Source organism: Flavobacteriales bacterium (genome assembly GCA_029248105.1).
GTDB lineage: Bacteria > Bacteroidota > Bacteroidia > Flavobacteriales > UBA7312 > UBA8444.
The window spans coordinates 29,691-54,837 of the sequence record JAQWJZ010000011.1 but is presented as its reverse complement, the minus strand read 5'-3'; the positions used below and the strand labels follow the sequence as shown (position 1 = coordinate 54,837).

At 34.6% G+C, this 25,147-nt stretch carries 23 protein-coding genes; 12 read left to right on the top strand and 11 right to left on the bottom strand.

All coding sequences use genetic code 11. The features are described 5' to 3' along the window. Positions 1 to 132: 132 nt before the first annotated feature. The 3 genes from P8I29_02200 to rsmG are packed head-to-tail and all read left to right on the top strand — an operon-like array spanning position 133 to position 2,377. Entirely contained in the window at positions 133 to 1,152 is a 1,020-nt protein-coding gene (locus P8I29_02200; GenBank protein ID MDG1916609.1) for a glycosyltransferase, read from the top strand. After that, positions 1,146 to 1,751 (top strand): sigma-70 family RNA polymerase sigma factor, encoded by a 606-nt coding sequence (locus P8I29_02195; GenBank protein MDG1916608.1) that lies wholly within the window; start codon positions 1,146 to 1,148, stop codon positions 1,749 to 1,751. Before P8I29_02200 ends, P8I29_02195 begins: the two co-directional genes overlap by 7 nt. Next, the gene (gene rsmG, locus P8I29_02190; protein ID MDG1916607.1) at positions 1,751 to 2,377 is read left to right on the top strand and encodes a 16S rRNA (guanine(527)-N(7))-methyltransferase RsmG; all 627 of its coding nucleotides are present in this window, start codon (positions 1,751 to 1,753) and stop codon (positions 2,375 to 2,377) included. The genes P8I29_02195 and rsmG overlap by 1 nt, the downstream gene beginning before the upstream one ends. Here rsmG and P8I29_02185 read toward each other — a convergent pair. Together P8I29_02185 and P8I29_02180 are read right to left on the bottom strand one after the other, a co-directional pair. Beyond that, positions 2,374 to 3,144 (bottom strand): methyltransferase domain-containing protein, encoded by a 771-nt coding sequence (locus P8I29_02185; protein MDG1916606.1) that lies wholly within the window; start codon positions 3,142 to 3,144, stop codon positions 2,374 to 2,376. The two genes, rsmG and P8I29_02185, sit on opposite strands and share 4 nt — an antisense overlap. 17 nt (positions 3,145 to 3,161) lie before the next feature. Then, on the bottom strand, positions 3,162 to 4,904 hold the full coding sequence (locus tag P8I29_02180) for an ABC transporter transmembrane domain-containing protein (GenBank protein MDG1916605.1): 1,743 nt from the start codon (positions 4,902 to 4,904) through the stop codon (positions 3,162 to 3,164). A gap of 107 nt (positions 4,905 to 5,011) precedes the next feature. On the opposite strand from P8I29_02180, the gene P8I29_02175 reads away from it, so the two are divergent. Both P8I29_02175 and P8I29_02170 read left to right on the top strand, forming a co-directional pair. Beyond that, entirely contained in the window at positions 5,012 to 7,231 is a 2,220-nt protein-coding gene (locus tag P8I29_02175) for a T9SS type A sorting domain-containing protein (GenBank protein MDG1916604.1), read from the top strand. A 3-nt stretch (positions 7,232 to 7,234) separates the two neighbouring features. Beyond that, positions 7,235 to 7,477 carry a TIGR03643 family protein gene (locus P8I29_02170; GenBank protein MDG1916603.1) on the top strand — a complete coding sequence of 81 codons (243 nt, stop codon included), beginning with the start codon at positions 7,235 to 7,237 and terminating at the stop codon, positions 7,475 to 7,477. A gap of 1 nt (position 7,478) precedes the next feature. On the opposite strand, the gene P8I29_02165 is transcribed toward P8I29_02170, so the two are convergent. From P8I29_02165 to P8I29_02145, 5 genes are all read right to left on the bottom strand, one after another. Beyond that, positions 7,479 to 7,997 carry a TlpA disulfide reductase family protein gene (locus P8I29_02165; GenBank protein ID MDG1916602.1) on the bottom strand — a complete coding sequence of 173 codons (519 nt, stop codon included), beginning with the start codon at positions 7,995 to 7,997 and terminating at the stop codon, positions 7,479 to 7,481. A gap of 1 nt (position 7,998) precedes the next feature. Continuing rightward, on the bottom strand, positions 7,999 to 9,126 hold the full coding sequence (locus P8I29_02160; GenBank protein MDG1916601.1) for an aspartate aminotransferase family protein: 1,128 nt from the start codon (positions 9,124 to 9,126) through the stop codon (positions 7,999 to 8,001). 64 nt (positions 9,127 to 9,190) lie between these two features. Beyond that, positions 9,191 to 10,126, bottom strand: coding sequence for a transketolase family protein (locus P8I29_02155; protein ID MDG1916600.1), 936 nt, complete (start codon positions 10,124 to 10,126; stop codon positions 9,191 to 9,193). Between the two features lie 3 nt (positions 10,127 to 10,129). Further along, complete coding sequence (locus P8I29_02150; GenBank protein MDG1916599.1) at positions 10,130 to 11,503, bottom strand: VWA domain-containing protein; 1,374 nt, start codon at positions 11,501 to 11,503, stop codon at positions 10,130 to 10,132. A gap of 5 nt (positions 11,504 to 11,508) precedes the next feature. Next, complete coding sequence (locus P8I29_02145) at positions 11,509 to 12,348, bottom strand: transketolase (GenBank protein ID MDG1916598.1); 840 nt, start codon at positions 12,346 to 12,348, stop codon at positions 11,509 to 11,511. 121 nt (positions 12,349 to 12,469) lie between these two features. Between P8I29_02145 and ychF the strand changes: the two genes are divergently transcribed. From ychF to cmk, 6 genes are all read left to right on the top strand, one after another. Next, positions 12,470 to 13,561: a redox-regulated ATPase YchF gene (gene ychF / locus P8I29_02140; GenBank protein MDG1916597.1), complete on the top strand. Its 1,092-nt coding sequence runs from the start codon at positions 12,470 to 12,472 to the stop codon at positions 13,559 to 13,561. Positions 13,562 to 13,588: 27 nt separating this feature from the next. Beyond that, entirely contained in the window at positions 13,589 to 14,743 is a 1,155-nt protein-coding gene (locus P8I29_02135) for a GlmU family protein (GenBank protein MDG1916596.1), read from the top strand. A 104-nt stretch (positions 14,744 to 14,847) separates the two neighbouring features. Continuing rightward, entirely contained in the window at positions 14,848 to 17,259 is a 2,412-nt protein-coding gene (gene lon / locus P8I29_02130) for an endopeptidase La (protein ID MDG1916595.1), read from the top strand. Between the two features lie 78 nt (positions 17,260 to 17,337). Continuing rightward, on the top strand, positions 17,338 to 17,889 hold the full coding sequence (locus P8I29_02125) for a DUF3575 domain-containing protein (GenBank protein ID MDG1916594.1): 552 nt from the start codon (positions 17,338 to 17,340) through the stop codon (positions 17,887 to 17,889). Between the two features lie 133 nt (positions 17,890 to 18,022). Beyond that, positions 18,023 to 19,045: a type IX secretion system protein PorQ gene (porQ, locus tag P8I29_02120; protein ID MDG1916593.1), complete on the top strand. Its 1,023-nt coding sequence runs from the start codon at positions 18,023 to 18,025 to the stop codon at positions 19,043 to 19,045. Further along, the gene (gene cmk, locus P8I29_02115) at positions 19,042 to 19,719 is read left to right on the top strand and encodes a (d)CMP kinase (protein MDG1916592.1); all 678 of its coding nucleotides are present in this window, start codon (positions 19,042 to 19,044) and stop codon (positions 19,717 to 19,719) included. The genes porQ and cmk overlap by 4 nt, the downstream gene beginning before the upstream one ends. On the opposite strand, the gene P8I29_02110 is transcribed toward cmk, so the two are convergent. Next, positions 19,706 to 20,932 (bottom strand): 4-hydroxy-3-methylbut-2-enyl diphosphate reductase, encoded by a 1,227-nt coding sequence (locus P8I29_02110; GenBank protein ID MDG1916591.1) that lies wholly within the window; start codon positions 20,930 to 20,932, stop codon positions 19,706 to 19,708. The genes cmk and P8I29_02110 overlap by 14 nt on opposite strands. 42 nt (positions 20,933 to 20,974) lie before the next feature. Between P8I29_02110 and pdxH the strand changes: the two genes are divergently transcribed. Then, positions 20,975 to 21,607, top strand: coding sequence for a pyridoxamine 5'-phosphate oxidase (pdxH, locus tag P8I29_02105; GenBank protein MDG1916590.1), 633 nt, complete (start codon positions 20,975 to 20,977; stop codon positions 21,605 to 21,607). On the opposite strand, the gene P8I29_02100 is transcribed toward pdxH, so the two are convergent. From P8I29_02100 to P8I29_02090, 3 genes are read right to left on the bottom strand one after another with little or no spacing between them, the layout of a single operon-like run. After that, positions 21,604 to 22,272: an RNA methyltransferase gene (locus tag P8I29_02100; protein ID MDG1916589.1), complete on the bottom strand. Its 669-nt coding sequence runs from the start codon at positions 22,270 to 22,272 to the stop codon at positions 21,604 to 21,606. The genes pdxH and P8I29_02100 overlap by 4 nt on opposite strands. Continuing rightward, positions 22,272 to 23,210 carry a methionyl-tRNA formyltransferase gene (fmt, locus tag P8I29_02095; GenBank protein MDG1916588.1) on the bottom strand — a complete coding sequence of 313 codons (939 nt, stop codon included), beginning with the start codon at positions 23,208 to 23,210 and terminating at the stop codon, positions 22,272 to 22,274. The genes P8I29_02100 and fmt overlap by 1 nt, the downstream gene beginning before the upstream one ends. A 20-nt stretch (positions 23,211 to 23,230) precedes the next feature. Next, positions 23,231 to 25,135: a RecQ family ATP-dependent DNA helicase gene (locus P8I29_02090; protein MDG1916587.1), complete on the bottom strand. Its 1,905-nt coding sequence runs from the start codon at positions 25,133 to 25,135 to the stop codon at positions 23,231 to 23,233. Between the last annotated feature and the right edge of the window lie 12 nt (positions 25,136 to 25,147).

Below are 25,147 nucleotides of genomic sequence, written 5' to 3'. Positions count from 1 at the left end.
TAACATAAAATTTATACCACATAAAAATATTAAATATCCGTATCATTGTAAACTATGGATATAGCTACTATATGCTTGGTTGTTTTTGCTGCTCTCACTCTAGTGCAGTTATGCTTTTACCTTTTTATTTATTTGAAGTTAGCAAAGTATAAAGAGAAAAAAAACAATTTTTCTAAAGCTGTTTCGGTAGTAGTTTGTGGTTATAATGAGGAGAAACACTGGGAGGGACTTGTTGAAAAATTACTGGAACAAGATTACCCTAATTTTGAAATTGTTTTAGTAAACGACCAATCTACTGACAACACTAAATTTGTTTTCAAGCAATGGGAATATCACCCCAAGATTAAATTAGTAGATATCAGAGAAGATATTAAAAAAGGACTAGGTAAAAAGTTTGCTTTAACATTAGGTATTAAGGCTGCTAAGTATGACTATCTTCTTTTGACCGATGCCGACTGTTACCCTAGAGATAATCATTGGATTAGCTCTATGGTACAACATTTCTCCAATAAAACTATTGTGTTGGGGTATGGTGCTTATGAAAGAACAAAAGGGCTATTAAACAAGCTTATTCGTTTTGACACCTTTCAAGTGGCTATGCAATACTTCTCTTATGCTCTAATAGGTAAAACCTATATGGGGGTCGGAAGAAATTTAGCCTATAAAAAATCCTTGTTTTTTGATAACAAAGGATTTGCTTCACATTTGCACCTTCCTTCAGGTGATGACGATTTGTTTATAAAAGAAGTCACTAATTCCAACAATACAGCCATAAGCCTAGGTGCTTCTGCTCATACGATATCTGAACCCAAAACCACGTGGAAATCATGGATAAGACAGAAAAGTAGACATCTCAGTACTGGAGTTTATTATAAACCTTACCATAAAGTAATGTTAGGTTTGTGGACACTCAGCCAAGCACTTTTTTGGATATTTTTTATTACTCTCTTATTTTTGGAGCCATTCATATACATTACTCTTTCCCTCTTTCTCATTCGTTTAATTATCCAGTTAGTAGTATCCTTCAATATTTTGAAAAGATTGAATGAAAAAGATTTAATCTATCTGTATCCATTCTTAGAGTTACTATTTATCTTTTTTTACTTTATATTTATAGTCAATAGACTGATAAAAAAGAAACGGTTTTGGTAAACAGAGAACTTACAGAAAAAGCTAAAGAGGATTTAAAAATCATCGAATTAGCACTGACCAAAGGAGATCCACGTGCCTATAACAAGTTAATGTCTAAATATAGAGACCCTATATTTTTTATGCTTTACGAAAGAGTCAATGATAGAGAACTTGCTAAAGAATTGACTATCGAAGCTTTTGGTAAGGCCTTTAACAAGTTACATTCGTATACTCCAAAATATGCTTTTAGCACTTGGCTTTTTAGTATTGCACGAAATAACTGCATTGACTATTTAAGGAAAAAGAAATTACCAACCTTTTCCATAGATGCTATGATAGAACATAGCGAAGGCTCCCAAACGTCTATTGATATTCCAGATTATGGTGACGGACCTGAGAAAACAATGATAAATAAGCAACGTATTCAGATTTTGAGAAATATCGTTGAGCAGCTAAAACCTAATTATAGAGAGTTAGTCAAATTGCGCTATTTTAAAGAATTTAGCTACGAAGAAATCTCAGAAGAACTAAAAATACCCATAGGAACGGTAAAAGCTCAACTTTATCGCTCAAGAGAGCAATTGTTTAAAATACTATCTGGAAAAAAAGATGCTTTGTAATGGATAACATTATTTCAACCTATTTCCCTGATTTAAGCGATAAACAACGTCAGCAATTTTCAGCACTTACTGATTTATACACCTTTTGGAACGCTCAGATTAATGTAGTTTCAAGAAAAGATATGGGTGATTTTTTGGAGCGCCATGTATTACATTCATTGGGAATAGCTAAGGTTATGCCGTTTGAATCAGGAACTAAGGTCTTAGATGTAGGAACTGGTGGCGGTTTTCCAGGAATACCTTTGGCTATATTGTTTCCTGATGTCGATTTTTATCTAGTAGATAGTATCGGTAAAAAGATAAAAGTAGTTCGTGCAGTAGCTCAAGAATTAGGCCTTAAAAACGTAAGGTCAGCTCATGAGAGAGCAGAAAACATCAACGAAAAATTTGATTTTGTTGTAAGTCGAGCTGTGACACGTATGCCTACATTTTTAAAATGGATAGAAGGCAAGCTTTCCCTTTTTTGTAAAAATGATTTCCCCAATGGTATTCTTTATCTTAAAGGTGGTGACTTGACAGAAGAGATGAGCGATGTTCAATATCACCACAATACATTTAACCTCTCAGAGTATTTCAAAGAAGATTTTTTTGAAACTAAAAAGGTGGTTTATGTCCAAATTGCTTAGAGCGGTTTTTTGCAGAAATAAATAATTTCTCCTTTAGGAAGTGCATGGCGATCAACTAGCTTAGGGTCTAACTTATTTATGTAGTCATCTTCTATGACTTCGAAACCAGCTTCAGAGAGGATTTTGCCGTAATCCAAACCATAAAGTCTAACATGGTCGTCTTGCCAATAATGTTTTTCTCTTTCTTTTGGGTCTGTGATTGTGGGATCGTCAAAAGTTTTTGATCTAGTGGTGTCAATAGGTACTTGAAAAATTCCCCAACCGCCTTTGTTCATTACTCTGAAGAATTCTTTCATTACTTTTCTATCATCTTGCACGTGTTCTAAGACATGATTACACATTATCACATCAAAGCTATTGTCATTAAAGGGAATGTCGTGAACGTCCATTTTTACATCAGCCCATGGAGAGTTTAAATCCGCTGTGGTGTAATCAAGGTTCTTTTGATTTTTGAATAGCTTGATAAAACAGTATTCTGGAGCGATGTGTAAGAATTTTAAATTATCGGTGAAGAAATTTGTTTTTTCCTTAAGGTACAACCAAATAAGGCGGTGTCTTTCTAAAGACATACTATCAGGAGCAATGGCATTTTCTCTTGAACGGAGCCTTCCGTAAGGCAATAATTTTCTGTAAGTATATCCATTTATGGGGTCTTCGAATTTATTACCTCTCATAAATAAGGAGAAAATCCTTAGAAAAAAGTGACTAATATGATGTAAATAGTGTCTTGGTATTAATCGAGTTACTAGGCTTATGATGTGTTTCATGGGTTTATGTTTTATTCCTAATGGTTGAATTGCATATCACTAAGTTGACTGTATAAGCCGCCATTTCCTGTAAGTTCTTGGTGCGTACCTTGTTCAATGATTTGTCCATTTTCGAGCACTAATATACAATCTGCATTTTTAATGGTGGAAAGTCGGTGTGCTATAACTATAGATGTTCTACATTTCATAAGAATATCCATAGCTTCTTGCACTAATTTTTCCGACTCTGAATCTAGTGCACTAGTCGCTTCGTCTAAAATTAAAATACTTGGATTTTTGAGCAAGGCTCTAGCAATAGCAATACGTTGCCTTTGTCCACCAGAAAGTTGAATACCACGTTCACCGACAAGGGTATCCATTTTTTCTGGAAAGTCATTAATAAAATTCAGAGCGTTAGCTTTTTGGGCAGCCTCTTCTATTTCTTCATCATTAGCATCTAATTTTCCGTAGGCGATATTTTCTTTGATAGTGCCACCAAATAACAAAACATCTTGAGGGACAATAGCAATCTGTTTTCTTAAAAAGTGAAGGTCATAATCTTCAATATTTTTATTATCAATAGTGATTTGACCTTCTTCGATTTTGTAAAATCCAAATAGGATAGAGGTTAGCGTTGTTTTTCCTGCACCGCTAGGTCCAACTAGAGCGATATTTTGCCCTTGCTTGACTGTAAAGTTTAGATTCTTTAGTACTTGAACATCAGCTCTATTAGGATAGGCAAAGCTCAAATCTTTGAATTGTATTTGACCTCTAACAGCTTCTGCATCGTATGTTGAGTTAATATCTTCCTTTTCTTCGTCTAAAATATCCATCAAATGTTCGGTAGCACCAATGGCTTTTTGGAGTTTAGCATATATGTCTGCCATGCCACCTACTGAAGCACCTATGAATACGGAGTATAGTATAAAAGTGAATAATTCACCTATACTTAATTCGTTTGAGTTTATCATTAAAACACCGTACCAAATAACTGCTACAATTGAGCCGAATAAGCAGAAAATAATAAATGAAGCAAAGGCACCTCTATATCGACCGCCTTTCTTGGCTATATTCATTACTTCATTTGTTTTTTTGGTATAACGATTAATTTCAAAAAACTCATTGGTAAAGGCTTTGACGTTTGATATACCTTGCAATGTTTCTTCAATAATGGTATTTGACTCTGCTACTTTCTCTTGTACCTGTTTAGAAAAACGTTTGATATATTTACCAAAAAAGACAGCAGCTAACATCATTGCAGGGATAATAGCTAGCATAAACAAAGTGAGTTTTACGGAGGTAAAAGAAAGGAATGCAATACCACCTATAACAATCAAGATTTGACGTATAAATTCAGCTAAATCTGTTGTAAATGTTTCTTGTAAAAGTGAAATGTCAGAGGCAATACGGCTGTTCAATTCACCAACCCTTCTTTTAGAAAAGAAGTTCATAGGTAGTTTAATGAGGTGGGCATAGGTTTCTTGACGAATTACGGCTAATGTTTTTTCTGTAACATTCACGAAAAGTACAATCCTGAAGTATGAAAAGATGGCTTGTAAGGCAAATAATACCAGAAGGGCAATGGCTATTTCATTAATATTACTGATGAGTTTATCAGATGCAGAATCTACAAGTTGCCCCATCAATGCAGGAAATATTAAGGATGCTGCTGTTGATAATAATAGGAAGAAAAGACCAAAAGAAAACTCTACTCTGTAAGGTTTAATATATTGGAATAAACGACTGGCTCGTTTTAATGATAGTTTTTTATTTTTTGACATAATTTACAGGGCAAATATAAGAGTTAAGCATCAAAACTGTGAAGATTAATTTACAATTCCTTATTTTTGTACCTATCACTATTGTGTGCTAACCTAACAATAAATTTATGTATAGATCACTTCTATTGTTTTTGTTGAGTTTTACTTTTTTAAATGCTCAGAATATAAAATCCAATTTTCTAGATTCAGGTTCTGAAATCGCTTTACTTTCTTTTGACAAACCTTCTGATGTAGATGAGCTTATCAATGAAGAGGTTGTTAAAGGTCAAATTTTTAATTTCGGAAGGTTTGTGACGTGTGATATAAATAGAGACACTAAGGGCTCTTGGACTAATGTGGAAGGTGGTAAGGTTTGGACCCTTGCTATTCAAGCCGATGAAGCAAAAGGTATTTCTTTGTACTACGATGACTTTTGGATTCCATCTGGTGGCGAGTTATACATTTACAACCCTTCTCAAAGTCAAAAAATAGGTCCGTTCACTTCAAAAAATAATCCTCCCTCAGGCGTTTATGCTACTGAAGTTATTTATGGAGATATGCTCATATTAGAGTATTTTCAGCCGTCTCATGTCATGAGTGAACTCAAATTGTCCATTAATCGTTTTGTTTATGCTTACCGAGATATTAGTGGAGGTCAATTAAGTGGATATAACTCTTCAGATGATTGCCAAGTAAATACTAATTGCTCTGAAGGAAATGCTTGGGAGAATCAAAAGAAATCTGTTTGTAGAATTCAAATTGGCTCTGGTTGGAACGTTGGATTATGTTCAGGAGCTTTAGTTAATAATACTCTAAATAACTGTACTCCATATGTGCTTTCTGCTGACCACTGTTTTAGCGGTGGAGATATAAGTGATAATGGTTTGAACCAATCCATCTTTTATTTTAATTATCGCTCATCAAACTGCAACAATTCGGTGCCTAATAATACGCATTCTATTACAGGTTGTTCTAGAGTGGCAAATAGTGGTGGTGAAGGGAATGTAGGTGACCCTGATTTTTTCTTAGTTGAGCTAAATAGTGATCCTGATTTTGACCCGTATTTTTCTGGATGGAATCGTTCTAATTCACCAGCTACAAGTGGTGTGAGTATTCATCACCCTAGTGGGGATATTATGAAAATATCAACATTCACGAATAGTTTGTCAACATCTAGTGGTTTGGGTTTTGGCTTTGATAATACTACACATTGGCAAGTACAATGGGCATCAACGACTAATGGTCATGGAGTAACAGAAGGTGGTTCTTCTGGTTCTCCTATATATAATCAAAATTCCTTGCTAGTAGGTGTACTTACTGGTGGATCATCTTTTTGTGATGCTACTAATCAGACCGATATTTACGGCAAACTTTGGCATGGTTGGGATCAGTTAAGTAATTCAAGTTCTGAGCAACTCAAACCTTGGCTAGATCCAGCTAATACTAATGCTGTTACACTAAACGGTTTGTACTGCAACCAAAGTGCAGCAGTAACAGCTGCTTTCAATAGTTCAGAAACTAATGTTTGCCTTAATTCTTCTGTTACTTTCTCTTCTATATCATCTGGTGAGATAACAGCTTATGAGTGGCAATTTCCCGGTGGCACACCATCTTCAGCAATTGGTTCTGGGCCTCATAATGTAACTTATAATTCGCCAGGAACTTATGATGTTTCTTTAAGCGTTACTGGTACAGAAAATTCGGATGATTTCTCTATGAACGATTACATTAGTGTTGCAGCAAATTTAGTAGAGTTGGATTTTTTACCGGATTGTTATGGTGAAGAAACCTCATGGGAATTACAAAATACCAACGGTCAGGTGGTTTACTCTGTTTCTAGTGGTTACTATCCTGGAGGAAATAATGCGCAAGATATGGAGTCAAACCCTGAAAATGTTATTGAAAATTGGTGTTTGCTTGATGGATGCTATAAGTTTATTGTTGAAGATGAATATGGCGATGGTTTGTACGGTTCTCAGCACACTTGTGAATTTGATGGTGATTTTACTATATATGATAACGATGGCAACACCCTTACAGAGTTAAATGAGCCTAATTCAGATTTTGGTGATGATATAACGCTTGAATTTTGTGTTGAGTCGGGCTTATCTACATCATATAATCTATCTGAAACTTTTCAATTTGGACTATTTCCTAACCCCACTGATGGAGTTTTCACTTTGGAAAGTAATACCGAAGGTTTAGTTGAAGTCTATAATACGCTTTCTCAAGAGGTGTACTCCACTTACAAAAACGACCTAAAACTCCTTGTGAATTTAGAGAATCTTGAATCAGGTATTTATTTTGTTCACTTCAATAATTCTATTAAGAAATTAATTAAGCAGTAATAATTGCAGTTTAGAGAAATAGATATCGATAGAATTATAGAGATGGCATGGGAGGACAGGACTCCTTTTGACGCTATAGAACTACAATATAATTTAAAAGAAAATGAGGTGCGTCAACTGATGCGCAAGCATATGAAACGTTCATCATTTATTATGTGGCGTAAGCGTGTTAAAAGTAGAAGGACAAAACACCTTTCTTTAAGAGGGTTCGTTAAAGGACGTTTCAAATCTTCAAATCAAAAGTGATTTATTTCTCTAGCTCTTTTCTTATCACTTCAATCATTTGATAAAATTCTACCCTATCAAATAAGCGAGTAAGAAAAATTATTTTTCCTTCTCTGTCTAAGACTATATTTCGTGTCACTCCAGCTTTTGGTAGTGTAAATTGTTCAAAAACATATCCATTAGTGTCAAGTGCTATGGGATAAGTCACTTGCATTTCTTCAATAAATGATTTTGTTTTTTCTGGAGTTTCTTTCAAATCCACACCTAGTAATATAAAATCTTCGCCTTTAAACTCTTGCCATACTTCTGATTCTAAATGGGGCATTTCTTTTCTACAAACACCACACCAAGAAGCTGTGAATTGAATGACACTTACTTTACCAAGAAGAGATTCATTAGAAATAGGCGTTCCGTCCATAAGTGGTAGGATAAATTCTGGACAAGTATCGCCAATATTAACCTTATAACCTCTATTATCTTCATTAGTTCCACAAGCTATCGAAAATGCAAAAATAGAAGCTATTAAAAGAATGTTTTTCATCTTATTCTAATTCGTTTAGTATTTCTTTGATTTTATGACATGCTACTATTATTTCTTCTTCTGAAATTATTAGAGGTGGAGAAAGGCGTACTGCTGAATTTGTAAACAAGAAGAAGAACATGATTAAGCCCTTTTCATAACCTTTCTCTACAAGTTGCTGGCAATAATTGGGTTTTTCCAATTCAATAGCTAACATTAAACCCTTGCCACGGATTTCTTTTATTTTATCGTGTTTTAAATGTTCTCTGAATAGGGCTTCTTTACGTTCTATGGATTGAATAATTTCTTTTTCTTCTAACAAGGTTTTTAGGGTAGCTAGTGAAGCAGCACAACAAACGGGATGCCCACCAAAGGTGGTAATATGTCCTAGTTTAGGATTGTCTTTTAGTTTGTCCATATTTTCCTTAGAACTGATGAAGCAACCTATCGGCATTCCGCCTCCCATTCCTTTAGCAATGCAAAGAATATCAGGTATCACATCAAAAGTATCTAGAGCAAATAATTGACCTGTTCTACCAAAGCCCGTTTGAATTTCATCAAATATAAGAAGCGCACCCACTTCGTCACAACGTTGTCTGAGTGCCTTTAACCACTTTTTAGACGGTACGGAAAAGCCAGTAGCACCTTGTATGGGTTCAACGACTACTGCTGCTGTTAGGTTGTCTATTAGCACGAGTTGTTCGGTACTGTTGTAATCTATTAATTCACAATGGGGTAAAAGAGGGCGGTATTTGGTTTTATACAATTCTTTACCCATAATACTCAAAGCTCCATGTGTGCTACCATGATAACTGTTGTTAAAAGATATAATCTTGCTTTTTGAAGTTATACGCTTAGCTAATTTCATAGCCCCTTCAATAGCTTCTGTTCCTGAATTAACTAAATAGGTGCAGTTTAAATTTTCAGGCAAATTATCTACTAGTAATTGTGATAGTTGGTATTGTGGTGATTGTACATATTCTCCATATACCATAACGTGTGCATAGCGTTGTATTTGCTCATTAACACTTTGAATAATTGCTGGGTGGCTATGTCCTAGCGTACAGGCTGACACACCAGCTACTAAATCAAGGTATTTATTGTTATTCACATCATGGATATACATACCGCTGGCATGAGATATTTCCATGCCAGTGGCAAATGGAGTCGTTTGAGCCTGATGTTTAAAAAATACGTCTTGCCCTTGAGTATATTTATTTTCTTTTGACAACTTTTAATGCAGCCTTTACAATACTTTGAGAATCTAGACCATACTTAACCATAAGTTCTTGGGGTTTTCCACTTTCTCCAAAAGTATCGTTTACGCCTACCATTTCGATAGGTGTGGGGTTATTTCTTGAAAGACATTGAGCAACACTATCGCCAAGCCCACCATTGAGCATATGCTCTTCAGCAGTTACTACACATTTTGTTTTTGCTGCAGACTCTAAAATGGTTTTCTCATCTAGGGGTTTAATGGTATGAATGTTAATGATTTCTGCACTTATTCCTTCTTTCTCTAACTCTTTTTTGGCTTCTAAAGCTTCCCATACTAAATGTCCTGTGGCAAATATGCTAACGTCTTTTCCTTCATTTAAATTTATGGCTTTACCGATTTCGAATTTTTGGTTTTCATCAGTAAAGTTAGGTACTTTGGGTCTGCCAAAACGAAGGTAAACAGGACCTACGTGATCTGCTATGGCAACAGTAGCTGCTTTAGTTTGGTTGTAGTCGCAGGGATTAATGACTACCATACCTGGAAGCATCTTCATCATGCCTATATCTTCTAAAACTTGATGGGTTGCACCATCTTCACCTAGAGTTAAGCCAGCATGAGAAGCGCATATTTTTACATTCTTCTCTGAATAAGCAATAGATTGTCTGATTTGGTCATAAACTCTTGAAGTAGAGAAGTTAGCAAAAGTACCTGTAAAAGGAATTTTACCACCTATGGTTAAGCCTGCGGCAATTCCCATCATATTAGCTTCGGCGATTCCGGTTTGAAAAAATCGTTCAGGATGATTATTCGCAAATTCATTCATCTTCAAAGAACCGGTAAGGTCAGCACATAATGCAACAACATTAGGATTGCTCTTTCCAAGTTCAGTTAATCCTGCTCCAAATCCTGAGCGAGTGTCTTTCATTTCCATTTGTTATAATTTTAGAGATACTGTTTTGATAGAACTTACTTTAAATGTTTTTTCTTTGGTATATTCGCTAGAAGATGCGTTTTTGGCTCTGTAAACCACTTTATATTTTCCTGGTAATAGGTACAACGTTTGTCTTCCTTTTACAGCTTTTAAATCGCACACCCATTTTAGTTCATTACCAACTTCAAAGATACTTCCGTATGCTGATGAAGAAAACGATAAAACTACTAAGCCAGACTCAGGAATTTTTACATTGGTAGATTCACTTTGTTTAATTTCTATCGTTTCATAAATTCTAGGGAGGGTTAATATTTCTAAGTCGTAATTACCTGTCAAGTATCTATGCTTTGTATTAAGCTCTTGTATATTTAGTGTTCTTGTGTCTCCTTTTTCTCTAACAATGCAATCGACTTTTGCTTTGTTTATTGGAGAACTAATACTTAATGTACCTTGAGGGCATTTGATAGGTATTGTAGTGTGTTTGCCAGGAACTAATTTCCAATCTCCTTCCGCTTCTGTAGGGGGTATGGTGTGGGCAACAACTCTATAGTTCAATACAGGATCTATATTTAAGGTGTCTGGGTTACCTCTGCTATTCATAGTATGAATAAAGTTGTATTGAAGGATACCTGAATATGCATCGTAAAAGCTAAGAGGAACATTTGTTTCTGTAGGCATTTCGTTTTCGTCTAACAAATTGACTTGAGCGGTGGTTGAGTTAAGAACTTGTGAAATAACAACATCTAAGATATTCTTGAATTGCTCGGGATTTCTAGCGTCGTAAAATGTACCAACACATTCAAAATTCTTTTTGTATTCTTCACTTAGTCCAATTCCAATAACGAAAGGCTTAAGAATAATTTTTCTTTCTTGATATAATCTAGAAACAGCACAAGGATCACCACCACATTCTTCTATACCATCGGTAATAAGAATAACGATATTTCTTGAGTTGGAAGTATTGGTAGGAAAATCGAGAGCGCCCGACTCTAGAGCTTTAGCTATTGGGGTAGTTCCTTTAGGACGTAGTGTTTTTAACCTTTTCTTTATAGCAGGTATAGTATTTTTGCCGAGTGCTACTTCAAGTTTAGTATCTCTACAATCTTGTGGTGGTGATGGTTTTTGATGACCATAACACCTTAGTCCTACCTCTAGATTTTCTTTGTTGTCTAGGCTATCCAACATATTACTAAGTAATTCTTTGGCTATTTCCATTCGGCTATTTCCTTCCCATGGGGCATACATACTCTGTGAAGCATCAAAAATAAATAACACACGAGTAAGTTTTTTTTCCTTTTGAGCAAATGACTGTAATGGGAGTGATAAGCTAATAAAGCCTATCATAGTTAGAAGAATATGTTTTTTAAAACTTAACATCTAGTTTAATAATCACCTAGTGATTCAGGGTTTTGAGCAAGAGCTTCAGCTAATTGCTCGTCGTTAGGAGCTACACCATGCCATTTGTGAGTTCCCATCATAAAATCAACACCATTGCCCATTTCGGTATGCATTATTATGCAAATAGGCGTACCATTGCCACATAGTGACTTCGCTTCATTAAGAACGCTAATCATGTTGTTAATGTTGTTCCCTTCTTTTGTTTCTAAGACTCTCCAGCCAAAGGCTTCAAATTTGTGTTTAATGTTGCCCATTGGCAAAACATCGTCTAAAGCACCATCGATTTGTTTTTGATTGTAATCAATTGTACAAATTAAGTTATCTACTTTGTTTCCTGCTGCGTACATAGCGGCTTCCCAAATTTGACCTTCTTGTAGCTCACCGTCGCCATGTAAACTATAAACGATTGAAGAATCGTCATTTAATTTTTTTGTAAGCGCTGCTCCAATAGCAACCGACATACCTTGTCCTAAAGAACCAGAAGCAATTCGTACTCCAGGTAGTTGGTCATGAGTGGTAGGGTGTCCTTGTAATCTTGAATTTATAGTCCTGAAAGTTGATAATTCTTTTACGTCAAAATAGCCTCGCCTTGCTAACACACTATACAAAACGGGAGAAATATGACCATTTGAAAGGAAAAATAAATCCTCTTCAATACCGTCCATCTCAAAATCGGTTTTGTGATTCATGATTTCAAAATAGAGAGCTACCAAATATTCAACACATCCTAGAGAGCCGCCAGGGTGTCCTGAGCTTTGGGCGTGTACCATACGAACAATATCTCTTCTTATCTGATTACATATAGCATTTAAATCTTCTGTCATGGTCTAACTTGATTAATTATCAAATGTAAGTCTTTTAGAATGGGGATTTACAATTGTTAATATTTTTTCAAAAATGTTTAAATAGCTGATTATCTTTGCAAAAAATATAATTGATATGGCTTTGAAGTGTGGAATAGTTGGTTTGCCAAATGTTGGAAAATCTACTTTGTTTAATTGTTTGTCTAATGCTAAAGCACAATCGGCAAACTTTCCCTTTTGTACTATTGAACCTAATGTAGGTGTTATTAGTGTTCCTGATAATAGATTGAACGAGTTGGAACGTTTAGTTCAACCAGAAAAAGTTCAACCTACAACTATTGAAATAGTTGATATTGCTGGATTAGTAAAAGGTGCTAGTAAAGGAGAGGGCTTGGGAAATAAATTCTTAGCAAATATCCGTGAAACAGATGCTATAATACATGTGTTGAGGTGTTTTGAAAATGATAATATCGTTCATGTGGATGGTTCAGTTGACCCTATCAGGGATAAAGAAACTATTGACATTGAGCTACAGTTAAAAGACTTAGAAGCTGTAGATAAGAAACTCCAAAAGTATGAGAAGTTATCTAGAACAGGAGATAAAGATTCTAGAAAGGTGGTTGATATTTTAACCAAATACAAGGAGCATCTGGAACAAGGTAAGTCAGTCAGAAGTATTGATCTAGAAGACAAAGAAAAAGAACACGTTGCTGATTTGATGTTACTTACCGATAAACCCATTATGTATGTTTGTAATGTTGATGAAGCATCCATAAAAAACGGTAACCCTCATGTAGAAAAGGTAAAAGAAATGGTCAAAGATGAAGATGCTTCTGTGTTGATGATAGCCGCCTCAACAGAGGCTGATATTACAGAGCTTGAGAGTTATGAAGAACGTCAAATGTTTCTTGAAGATATGGGCTTGGACGAGCCAGGAGTAAGTAAACTTATTCGTTCGGCATATCAATTATTGAATTTGTACACCTATTTTACAGCAGGAGTAAAAGAGGTTAGAGCATGGACTATAAAAGAAGGTATGAAAGCCCCACAAGCAGCTGGAGTAATACATACCGACTTTGAAAAAGGCTTTATTCGTGCCGAGGTTATTAAGTATGCTGATTTTGTTGATTTAGGCTCTGAATTAGCTTGCAAGGAAAATGGTAAAATGTCAGTAGAAGGTAAAGAGTATGTAGTTGCTGATGGTGATATTATGCACTTCAGATTCAACACATAAATTCCTTGTAATTACTATATTTGTTTTATGAATTACATTCTATTTGATGACTCTAGAGAAGATCTTCTTCCCTTAACATTTACTCGCCCTGTATCCCAAATCCGTGTTGGTATTTTAACAATCACTGAGAAGTGGGAAAAATATTTGAGCGCAAAATGTTCATTTTTTACAGAAGACTATTTACGGCAAAAATTTCCATTAAATTCCACACAAGATAACTGTTGGATTAATGGTTCTATTTGTCCTAATGCTGAACTAGTAAAGGCGATTCATTCGCTAGAAGAAAATCAATGTTTAAAGCAAGACGATACGCTAATAGCCTATCGCAGTGAACAAGGTAATCCTGAAGAAAGTATTTCTTTTCAAGGAAGTTTTGTGCGAATTTCACAACTGTGGCATATTTTTGAATACAACGATGTATGTATAAAATCTGATTTTGAGTTCCTTACTAAAGGAAGAAAATCTCAAGCAATTAGCAAAACTAACGCTTGTACTAGACCAGAAAATATTTTTATAGAAGAAGGTGCTAAGGTAGAACACGCTATATTAAATGCATCTAACGGTCCAATTTATGTAGGCAAAGATGCTGAAATAATGGAGGGTAGTATCGTAAGAGGTCCTTTAGCTATGTGTGAAAATTCAGTCCTAAAGCTAGGTGCCAAGATTTATGGAGCAACGACTTTAGGTCCTTATTGTAAGGTTGGAGGAGAAGTTAATAATTCTGTTTTGATGGGCTACTCTAACAAAGGGCACGATGGTTTTTTAGGAAATTCAGTCTTGGGTGAATGGTGTAACTTAGGAGCGGATACTAATAATTCAAATCTTAAAAATAATTATGCTGATGTGAGGTTGTGGAATTATTCAACCCAACGCTTTTCAAATTCAGGGCTTCAATTTTGTGGTCTTATTATGGCAGACCATTCCAAATGCGGTATCAATACCATGTTTAACACAGGAACTGTTGTTGGAGTAAGTGCTAATATTTTTGGTGCTGGATTTCCTCGCAACTTTGTATCTTCTTTTTCTTGGGGGGGGGCTGCAGGATATACAACCTATAAATTAGATAAAGTTTTTGAGGTAGCTGCAAAAGTCATGCAGCGCCGTTCTGTTGAATTTGACCAAACAGAAAAAGATATGTTATCCACTGTTTTCGAACTGACAAAGTCGTACAGAAAAAACTAGTTTTGTCATGTATTCTTATTCCAATTGTATTGGCACACTTCTTGCCTTTATACTTCATAGTTAAAATAGAATATAATTGTCATAATTGACATAAAATATATTGAATGAAAAAAGACATGTTTATAGATACTTTCGCTGGAGCAAATTTTGATGATGAATCGGATTTTTTTCCTCTTTTAAGTAGTGTAGATGAAGAAAAAATTAATAAGGAAGATGTTCCAGATTCTTTAGCGATTCTACCTTTAAGAAATACAGTGCTTTTTCCAGGTGTTATAATTCCAATCACTGTAGGAAGAGATAAATCTGTTAAGCTTATCAAGGAAGTGTATAAAGGCTCTAAAACCATAGGTGTCGTGTCTCAAAAAAAATCGGACGTAGAAGACCCTACATTTAAGGATTTGAATACTATAGGCACTGTAGCACATATTATGAAAATGCTAAGAATGCCTGATGGAAATATCACGGTTATCATTCAAGGTAGAAAGTTGATAGAGCTTAAAGAAATGATTCAGGAAGAGCCTTATATGAAAGCAACAGTTTCTGAACTTTCAGAGGAAAAACCAGAAAAAGGAGATGAGCAATTCATTGCGCTTGTTGATTCTATTAAGGACATTGCTTTGCGAATAGTTAAAGAGTCTCCTAATATACCCTCAGAAGCTCAGCTTGCTATTCAAAATATCGAATCGCCATCTTATTTAGTCAATTTCGTCTGCTCCAATATGGATGTAGATATGAATAAAAAACAGGAACTTCTTCAGATATTTAATTTAAAAAGCCGTTCAGAAAAAACTCTTGAAATAATAAGCAAAGAGTTACAACGCCTTGAGATGAAAAATGAAATTCAACACAAGGTAAAGCATGATTTAGATCAACAGCAAAGAGAGTATTTTTTGAATCAACAGCTTAAAGCTATCCAAGAAGAATTAGGTGGATCTGCAGATCAAGAAATTGAGGAAATGCGCTCAAGGGCAAATGCTAAAAAATGGAATAAAGAAGTTTCTGAAAATTTTGATAAAGAAATCAAAAAGTTACAGCGTATGAATCCTGCTATGGCTGACTATTCCGTACAGCGTGCATATTTGGATTTATTCCTTGATTTACCATGGAATGAATACACAAAGGATAATTTTGATTTAGATAAAGCAAAAAAGATTCTAGATAGAGATCATTTTGGTTTGGAAAAAGTCAAAGAACGTATTCTGGAGCATTTAGCAGTACTTAAGCTCAAAGGAGATATGAAAGCTCCTATATTGTGTTTGTATGGCCCTCCGGGTGTAGGTAAAACCTCTTTAGGAAAATCTATCGCTGAAGCACTAGGGAGAAAATACGAACGTGTATCCTTAGGTGGTTTACGTGATGAATCTGAGATCAGAGGTCATCGTAAAACATATATTGGAGCAATGCCTGGTAGGATTATTAAGTCCATCAAAAAAGCCAATTCTTCAAACCCAGTATTTGTGTTGGACGAAATCGACAAGATAACAAGAGATTCGCATGGTGACCCTTCATCTGCTATGCTTGAAGTATTGGATCCAGAACAAAATAGTTCTTTTCATGATAATTATTTAGAAGTAGGTTATGACTTATCAAAAGTTATGTTTGTTGCAACAGCAAACTCTTTGTCTAGTATACAGCCTGCCTTGCGAGATAGAATGGAAATTATAGAAATTAATGGATATACGATAGAAGAGAAAGTCCAAATCGCAAAAAAACACTTATTACCAAAACAACTTAAAGAACATGGATTAAAATCCTCTGATTTAAAGTTGTCTAACAAAGTCTTTGAATCTGTAGTCGATGGTTATACTAGAGAGTCTGGTGTTAGAGGATTAGATAAAATGGTTGCTAAGTTGGTGCGTTATGCTGCTAAGTCTATCGCTATGGAGCAAGAATATAATGTGACTCTTAACGCCTCCGATTTAAAAGAAATATTAGGCGCAGCATCTTTTGACAAAGAACGCCAATTGAGTAATGATATTCCTGGTGTCGTTACTGGCTTAGCTTGGACTGCTGTTGGAGGAGATATTTTATTTATTGAAAGCAGCAAAAGTCCAGGTAAGGGTAAGATGAGCATTACAGGTAATTTGGGCAACGTCATGAAGGAATCTTCTACAATTGCTATGCAGTATATCAAATCTCACGCAAAAGAGCTTGGGATTAATCCAGAAGAGTTAAATACACATGATATTCATTTGCATGTCCCTGAAGGTGCTACACCAAAAGATGGTCCATCTGCTGGTATCACCATGCTGACGGCTTTAGTGTCTTTATTTACTGGTAGAAAGGTCAAAGCTAAATTAGCCATGACAGGAGAAATTACTTTAAGAGGCAAAGTTTTGGCAGTAGGAGGGATTAAAGAAAAAATCTTGGCAGCTAAAAGAGCAGGTGTTAGAGAAATTATACTTTGTGAGCAAAATAAGAAAGATGTTGATGAAATTAACGAACGTTATCTTAAAGGATTAAAGTTTCACTATGTAAGTAAAATGAATGATGTTATTGATTTAGCACTTATCTAATTCATTTTTATTGTTGTAGAATGAAATATTTCTTTATTCTTGTTAAGAATTATCTAAAACTTAAAACCAATTACTACAATGAAAAAAATTACTCTTATTCTATGCCTATCTATGGCATCTACTTTTGTTTTCTCACAAGATGTTTTAGTAAAAGTCAGTCCTTTTCACTTTCTTGATGGAACCATCTATGCTACTTATGAAAGAGCATTAAATAATAACAATTCGTTTGCCCTATCAGGGGGGTACAGACTTTCTGACAACGGTGATGAGTATGGTTGGATGGGTGAATTACAACTCAGAAAATATGTTTTTAAACCAATGATAAATAGCTCAAGCGAGTCTAGTTTAGCCGGTGTTTATGTTGGTTTATATGGAAATGGAAAATATTTTGTAGAGACTTATACAAATCACTTTCACTATAATGATGTTTACACTGAACATAATTATGAATACGATGTTAAACAAATTGAAGGTGGGGTGTTAATGGGTATTCAGATATTATTCTCAGAAAAACTATCATTAGACTTTTTTGCTGGAGGTGGTTTACGTAGCTCTGAGTTTGACCATAAGTCAATAAATTTAGAATTTTTTCACCTGAAAGAGGCTACACAGGTATTGTGCCGAAAATAGGTTTCGATATAGGAGTTTCTTTCTAAATTATAATAAAATAGATAATTTAAAAGCGCAGACTTAAGTCTGCGCTTTTTTTATAATAAGTGTTACATTTGCTCGTTTTGATCTAAAACATTTGTTAATTTGTAGAATGAAATTCATTAGTCTATTTCTTTTTTTTGCGATTAATCTTTCATTCGTAATAGCTCAAAATTCATCTTCAGCTTTTCAAGCTTTAGACTTACCTCTTTCTGCTCGCCATGCTGTATTAAACGAGCCTGTTTCTTTATATTCAAATGATATAGAGTCAGGGATATTCAATCCAGCTATGTTGAATGCAAGTATGGAAAAGCAATTTTCATTGAATTTTGTCGATTACTTCTCTGATATAAATTTTGTTTCTGCTGCTTATGCCTTTACTCTTAAAGATTTTGGAACTTTGGGTGTATCTGTAAAATCTATTGGCTATGGTGAATTTGAAGAAACTAACTACACCTCTGAGGTGTTAGGTACATTTGGTGCGAACGATCAAATTATATCCTTTGGCTTAGGTAAAGAATTAAGCCAGAGATGGGTTGTGGGAGCATCTATAAAAACATTATTTTCTAATCTTCAAAATTATCAGTCTATCGCTATTGGAAGTGATTTAGCTCTGGCTTATAAAAAAGAAGATAAGAACTTTACTATGTCTTTTTTAGCAAGGAATTATGGTAAGCAGATAAGTACTTATGCAAGTACTAAAGAACAGCTACCTTTTCAATTGGATTTTGGTGTTTCAAAACGATTAGAACACTTACCATTCCTTTTTTCGTTGAACTATAAGAATATTCAAAAATGGGACTTGACTTCTGAGGATGAAGTTAACAGTACAAGCCTTAATGGAACCGAGGTTTTGGAAGAATTTGGCTTTGCCAATAAACTTTTTAGACACATTGATGTAGGTGGTGAACTACATATTGGCAAAAATATTCAACTTAGAATGGGATATAACCCCAAGAGGAGGCAAGAGCTTAAAGTTGATTCTTATCTAGGAATGGTTGGATTTTCTTGGGGTTTAGGTGTCAAGATTTCTCATTTCACAATTAATTACGGAAGATCAACTTATCACTTGCATGGTTCACCAAATTACTTTTCCTTTAGCACAGATTTTTCCAAGTTCTATAAACAACAATGAAACAGATAAATATTGCTATTGATGGGCATTCTTCGTGCGGAAAAAGCACTTTAGCTAAACAGCTTTCAAAACACTTTTCATATATTTATGTAGATACTGGAGCTATGTATAGGGCGGTATGTCTTTATGCTCTAAAACATGATATTATGAAAGATGGTGTTATTGACGAATCGACTCTTATTAACTCTTTAGATAATATGAGTGTATCTTTTCATTATAATGATCAAAAATCAGTATCTGAAACATTTTTGAATGGTGAGAATGTAGAAAATGAGATTCGTAGTTTATGGATTTCTGAAAATGTCAGTCAGATTAGCAAAATCAGAGCGGTTCGTGAAAAAATGGTTGCTATTCAACAAAGTATTGGCAAAAATAAAGGCGTTGTGATGGATGGTAGAGATATTGGTTCTATAGTATTTCCAGATGCAGAACTGAAACTATTTATTACGGCTTCTGTTGATGAACGTGCTAGAAGAAGATCTTTAGAGCTTAAAGATGCTAGTCTTGAGGATATTAAAAAGAACCTTCAGAGTAGAGATTATGACGACAGTACAAGAGAAGAAAATCCTCTCTTAATAATGGAAGACGCCATAGAAATAGACAATACTAACATGAGTATTAAGGAGCAATTTGATTTAGCTCTTAGCTATTGTGAAAAAGCTATGATTGGCTAATATCTGCCAAGACTTCTTCTATTGATTTTTTATTTTCAAAATAAGATAATAGCTTTTGCAAAACTCTATCAACAACCGCATCTGGACATGATGCTCCTGATGTAAGAATAATTTTTAGCTTATCTTTTTGTGGTAAGAAATTAGCCGTTTCTAGTATAGACTTGTCATTATAGTTGAAATGTCTAATCAAATCTTTTGAAAATATTTCCTCTTCAGATTTTATAAAATATGTAGGTAAAACTTCTTCGCAAAGCTCGACAAGGTGTGAAGTATTGGAGCTATTATAGCCACCTACTACAATTGCTAAATCTGCTGGAACTTCTAATAATCCGTAGGTAGCTTTTTGATTTTCGTTTGTAGCATAACAAAGCGTATCTCTGGTGTCAGCAAAATAATCTTTGTAATTTTCTTGGCCTCTTTTTTGGATAATGAACTGCTTCAGGAAATTTGAAATTTCTTCAGTTTCACTAGCTAACATTGTTGTTTGATTGACAACCCCAATTTTTTCTAAATCTTTTTTCAAATCAAAGCCTTTAGAGTATTTACCTTCAAATACAGAATAAAACTCTTGTTCAGATCTATTACCTTCAATAAAATCTACTAAAATTTTAGCTTCTTCTAAGTCCTTAATGATTAGAGACGGTGCATTTTGATAAGAATGAGAAAAAGTTGCTTTAGTTTCTTCGTGGTTATGTTTACCATGAATAATAATCGAATAGTTATCATTGCCAATACTATCAGCTTTCTTCCATACACGAGTTACAAACGGACAGGTCGTATCGTACGTTTCTAGTTTAATATTCTTTTTCTCTAGTATTTCTTTTGTTTCTATAGTGGTTCCAAAGGCAGGTGTTATCACTACGTCATTGGAATTTATCTCCTCCCAATCTATCAGTTGGTTGCCTTGCGTATCCATAATAAATCTTAATCCACGAGAAAGCAAATCTTCGTTTACAATAGGATTGTGAATCATCTGACTAAGAAGATATATATTCTTATTAGGATTCTCCTCAATAGCTCTATAAGATATCTCAATAGCATTTTCCACACCATAGCAAAAGCCAAAGTGACGTGCTAAATGGATTTGAACAGGACCAAAATCAACAATTGTAGGAGAAAAATCCTTCTTCTTAGGGTCAAGTTCTTTTCGTTGGTTTTTGATAGCTCCAATAAGATTGGATCGATAAAAATCAGGTACTTCGAATTTTTTCATTTATTGAATATAAATACACGCAAAAATAGGTAATTTTGAAGAATGAAAAACATTAAAGACCTTAGAATAGACTATCGTAAAAGTGAATTAGATATTCAAGACTTATCGGATGAGCCAATTTTACTTTTCCAAAAGTGGTTATCTGAAGTAGTTAATTTGTCGATTGATGCTAATGCTTTTGTATTATCTACTGTTAATCCTGAAGGTATTCCAAGCTCTAGGGTATTGCTTCTAAAAGATGTTTCAGAAAATGGGTTTAGTTTTTTTACCAATTACTCAAGCCGTAAGTCAAAAGAAATAGAAAACAATCCTAATGTTTGTATGAATTTCTTTTGGAAAAATTTTGAACGTCAAGTTAGAGTCACAGGAATCATCAGTAAATTATCTGATCAAGAGTCAGAGGAATATTTTAACAGTCGCCCTTATGAAAGTAGGATAGGAGCGTGGTGCTCACCACAAAGTAAAGTCATTGAGTCAAGAGATGTTTTAGAAAATAAATTCGAAGAATTAAAAAAGAAGTACCCTAATGAAGTGCCTCGTCCACAAAATTGGGGCGGCTATACTATTTCCCCCACTCAAATAGAGTTTTGGCAGGGTAGAGCTAGTCGATTGCACGATAGATTTTTATACAGTAAGGAAGGTGAAAATTGGAGGATAGAGCGGTTAGCGCCTTAAGATCGATTTCTTAAAAAATCTTCCTCGACAATATCGGAACGATCAATGCTGTAACGGAGCCAGTTAAGTAGAACTTGATCTTTCTCATCTTCATTCATCTTCCAATTGATGTTTTCTTTTTCCATTTTCATTCGCATTTCATAAAAACATATCGCTGCAGAAACAGAGAGGTTGAAACTTTCAGTAAATCCATACATTGGTATGTGTAAATGCTCGTCAGCTTGTTCTAACACAGTATAGCTAAGGCCTTCTACTTCGGTACCGAAAAACAGCGCTGTTTTTCCTTTGGATAAATCAAAATCTTTTAAACTAGTTTTTGAATCATGGGGGCTAGTGGCTACAATCCTATAGCCTTGTTTTTTTAGTGATTGTATGCACTCTAAGGTATTGTCTTTTTTATCATCATAACGATTAATTGTTAGCCAGTTGGAAGCACCCATTGCTACTTCCGTATCGGGTTTGAATTCGTTATAGTTTTCTATGACGTGAATATCTTGAATTCCAAAGCAATCGCAAGAGCGTAAGACCGCACTTGCATTTAAAGGTTGATAAATATTTTCTAAAACTACTGTAAGGTATTTTGTTCGTTTTCGGATAAGCTCTTCAAAAAGTGCTTTGCGCTCATCTGTAATACATTTTAAAAAATGTTCAATTAGAGTTTTCATTAGTACAAAACGATATCTTCAAAATTATAACCACGTAAAAAATCTTCTGTTTTCATCCTTTTTTTTCCTGATAGCTGTAATTCATGAATATGAACAAAACCATCTTTAGCGGCAACTTTCATTTCCTTATTATTACTTATAAGAATTTTACCAATAGTTTCATTATGATTAGCGTTTTCATAACTAGAACTAAACAACTTTAAGGTTTTGTCTTTGTCTATACTAGTCCAGGCTGTTGGGTATGGCGATAATCCTCTGATTTTATTGTGAATGACTACGCTATTTTCTTCCCAATTTACTTTACAATCTGCTTTAAATATTTTTGGCGCATGTGTTGCCGTTTCATTAAGCTGTGGACTATTTGGGGCCTTATTACTTTCAATTGCATCTATAGTTTTGCACACCAATTCACTTCCTATATGCATTAACTTGTCGTGAATGTTGCCTGCCGTGTCTTTGTCTGATATGCTTAATTTTTCTTGAAAAATGATATTGCCTGTGTCTATGTCTTTTTCAATGAAAAAAGTTGTTACGCCTGTTTCTTTATCTCCATTTATTACGGCCCAATTAATAGGTGCTGCTCCTCTGTATCTTGGCAATAATGAACCGTGTAAATTAAAAGTTCCTTTAGCAGGTAATCTCCAGACTATTTCGGGAAGCATTCTAAATGCAACAACAACAAATAGATCAGCTTCAAGATTTTTTAGTTCGTCAATAAATTGTGGGTTTTTGAGTTTTTCTGTCTGTAGAACCTGTAAGTTTTGACTAACAGCATACTCTTTTACCGAAGAAAATTTAATTTTCTGTCCTCTGCCAGCTGGTCTGTCTGGGGCAGTTACTACACCAACAATATTATAGTTGTTTTCCACCAATCGCTTTAGAGACTCAGTAGCGAAGTCGGGCGTTCCCATAAATACAATTCTCAGTTGTGAACTCATATGCGACGAAATTACACTTTTTAGTAAATCCAATATAGCTTTTGTTCATCATTAAATGCTATTTGTCCATTATCGCTTAAAAATTGAAGAACGTTTACCATTTTATCTTCTCTAAACTCTACAATAGACATTATAATATCGTCTATGTACATAGGTTTTTGGCTAATTAGCTTTTCGATGGCTTTCATAATATCATCAAATTCTTGATCGTTTATTTTTAACTTGTTTCTCTCTAGACAAACATCGCATTTATTACACCTTTCTTTATTTTCTTCTCCAAAATATTTTTGCAAAACACTACTTCTACATTGATATTGATTGCTTGCATATTGTATAACTGAAGCAGCTTTTGCTTCTTCATTAGCTTTTCTAGTTTCTATTGTTTCTTTAGATAGACTAATATGTTTAGAATCGACTCTAGTTTTTAGTAATAAAAGTTTAGGATTGCTATTCTGAGGGATATAGTCCAAGATATCCATTTTCTCTAGTTTAAATAGAAAATCTTTTACCTCTTGAGTTGTTAGTTGGGTTCTTTTAGCAATTATATTTTCTTGAATTTTTGTGAAATTATCAAATAGAGAACCGTAAGAACGTAATAGGATTTTTAGAAGCAAATCATACTGTTTGTTAGCAATTTGGAATTGATAGAGTTCAGTATGCGAAACTTTAATATATACCCTTGACGGTTGGTGTATTGCTTCGCTTAGCTTAATGTAATCTTCCTTTTCTAATAGTTTAAGGACATTATATGTTTGTAGTTGATTTAAATTATAGCGTTCACAGAATTCGTTTATGTGAAATTGAAATTCTTGATGTTTACCATCGCCAATAGCGATGCCAAAAAAATTAGCCATTTGTTGGTATACGTTTCTCACAACATCTATTTCTGGGTAGTGATCACTGATTTGCTTATTTAAATTATGAATATCTAAGTCATTATATAACAATATGGAATAAGCTAGCTTTCTATCTCTTCCGGCTCTTCCTGCTTCTTGAAAATAAGCTTCTAAAGAAAAAGGTAGATGGTTATGAATAACTAATCTCACATCAGCTTTGTCAATTCCCATTCCAAAGGCATTTGTTGCTACCATTACTCTAACGTGGTTTAGTTGCCATTGTTTTTGTTTTGAGGCTCTATCTAAGACATCTAAACCTGCATGATAAAAGTGTGAGCTAATACCATACTCTGAAAGTAACTGATGAACTCGTTTAGTTTCTTTACGGGTTCTACAATAAACAATAGATGTTCCCTTGACTCTATTGAGGATTTGAATGAGTTTGCTGTCTTTGTCATCTTGTTTTAGAACGACATAAGATAATTCTTCTCTAAAAAAACTTGTACTGATAATATTATCGTCGGTAAATTTTAATTTCTCTTGTATATCTTTAGTAACAAGTGGCGTTGCAGTAGCAGTGAGAGCAATTATTGGAGCGTTTGTAATTTCTCGAATTTCGGCAATTCTTAAATAAGAAGGTCTGAAATTATAACCCCATTCGGAGATACAGTGGGCTTCATCTACTGCCAAAAGATTGATGTTCATTTTCTTTAAGCGTTGTTGAACCATCTCACTTTCTAGTCTTTCTGGAGATAAGTAAAGAAACTTATAGTTTCCATGTATGCAATTGTCAAGGGCGATGTCCACTTCTGAAAAACTCATTCCAGAGGTGATAGCTAAAGCACGAATATTTTTGGCTTTTAATGCTGTCACCTGATCGTTCATAAGCGCAATGAGTGGAGAAATTACTATGCAAATTCCTTCCATCATGAGGGCGGGTACTTGGAAGCAAATAGATTTTCCACCACCTGTTGGTAGGAGGGTTAGAGTGTCTTTTGCATCAAGAACTGAATGTATTGCTTCTTCTTGTTTACTTCGAAAAGAATCGTAACCCCAATATTGTTTTAGAATTTCTTGTGGGCTCAACATCTTTACGAAGAT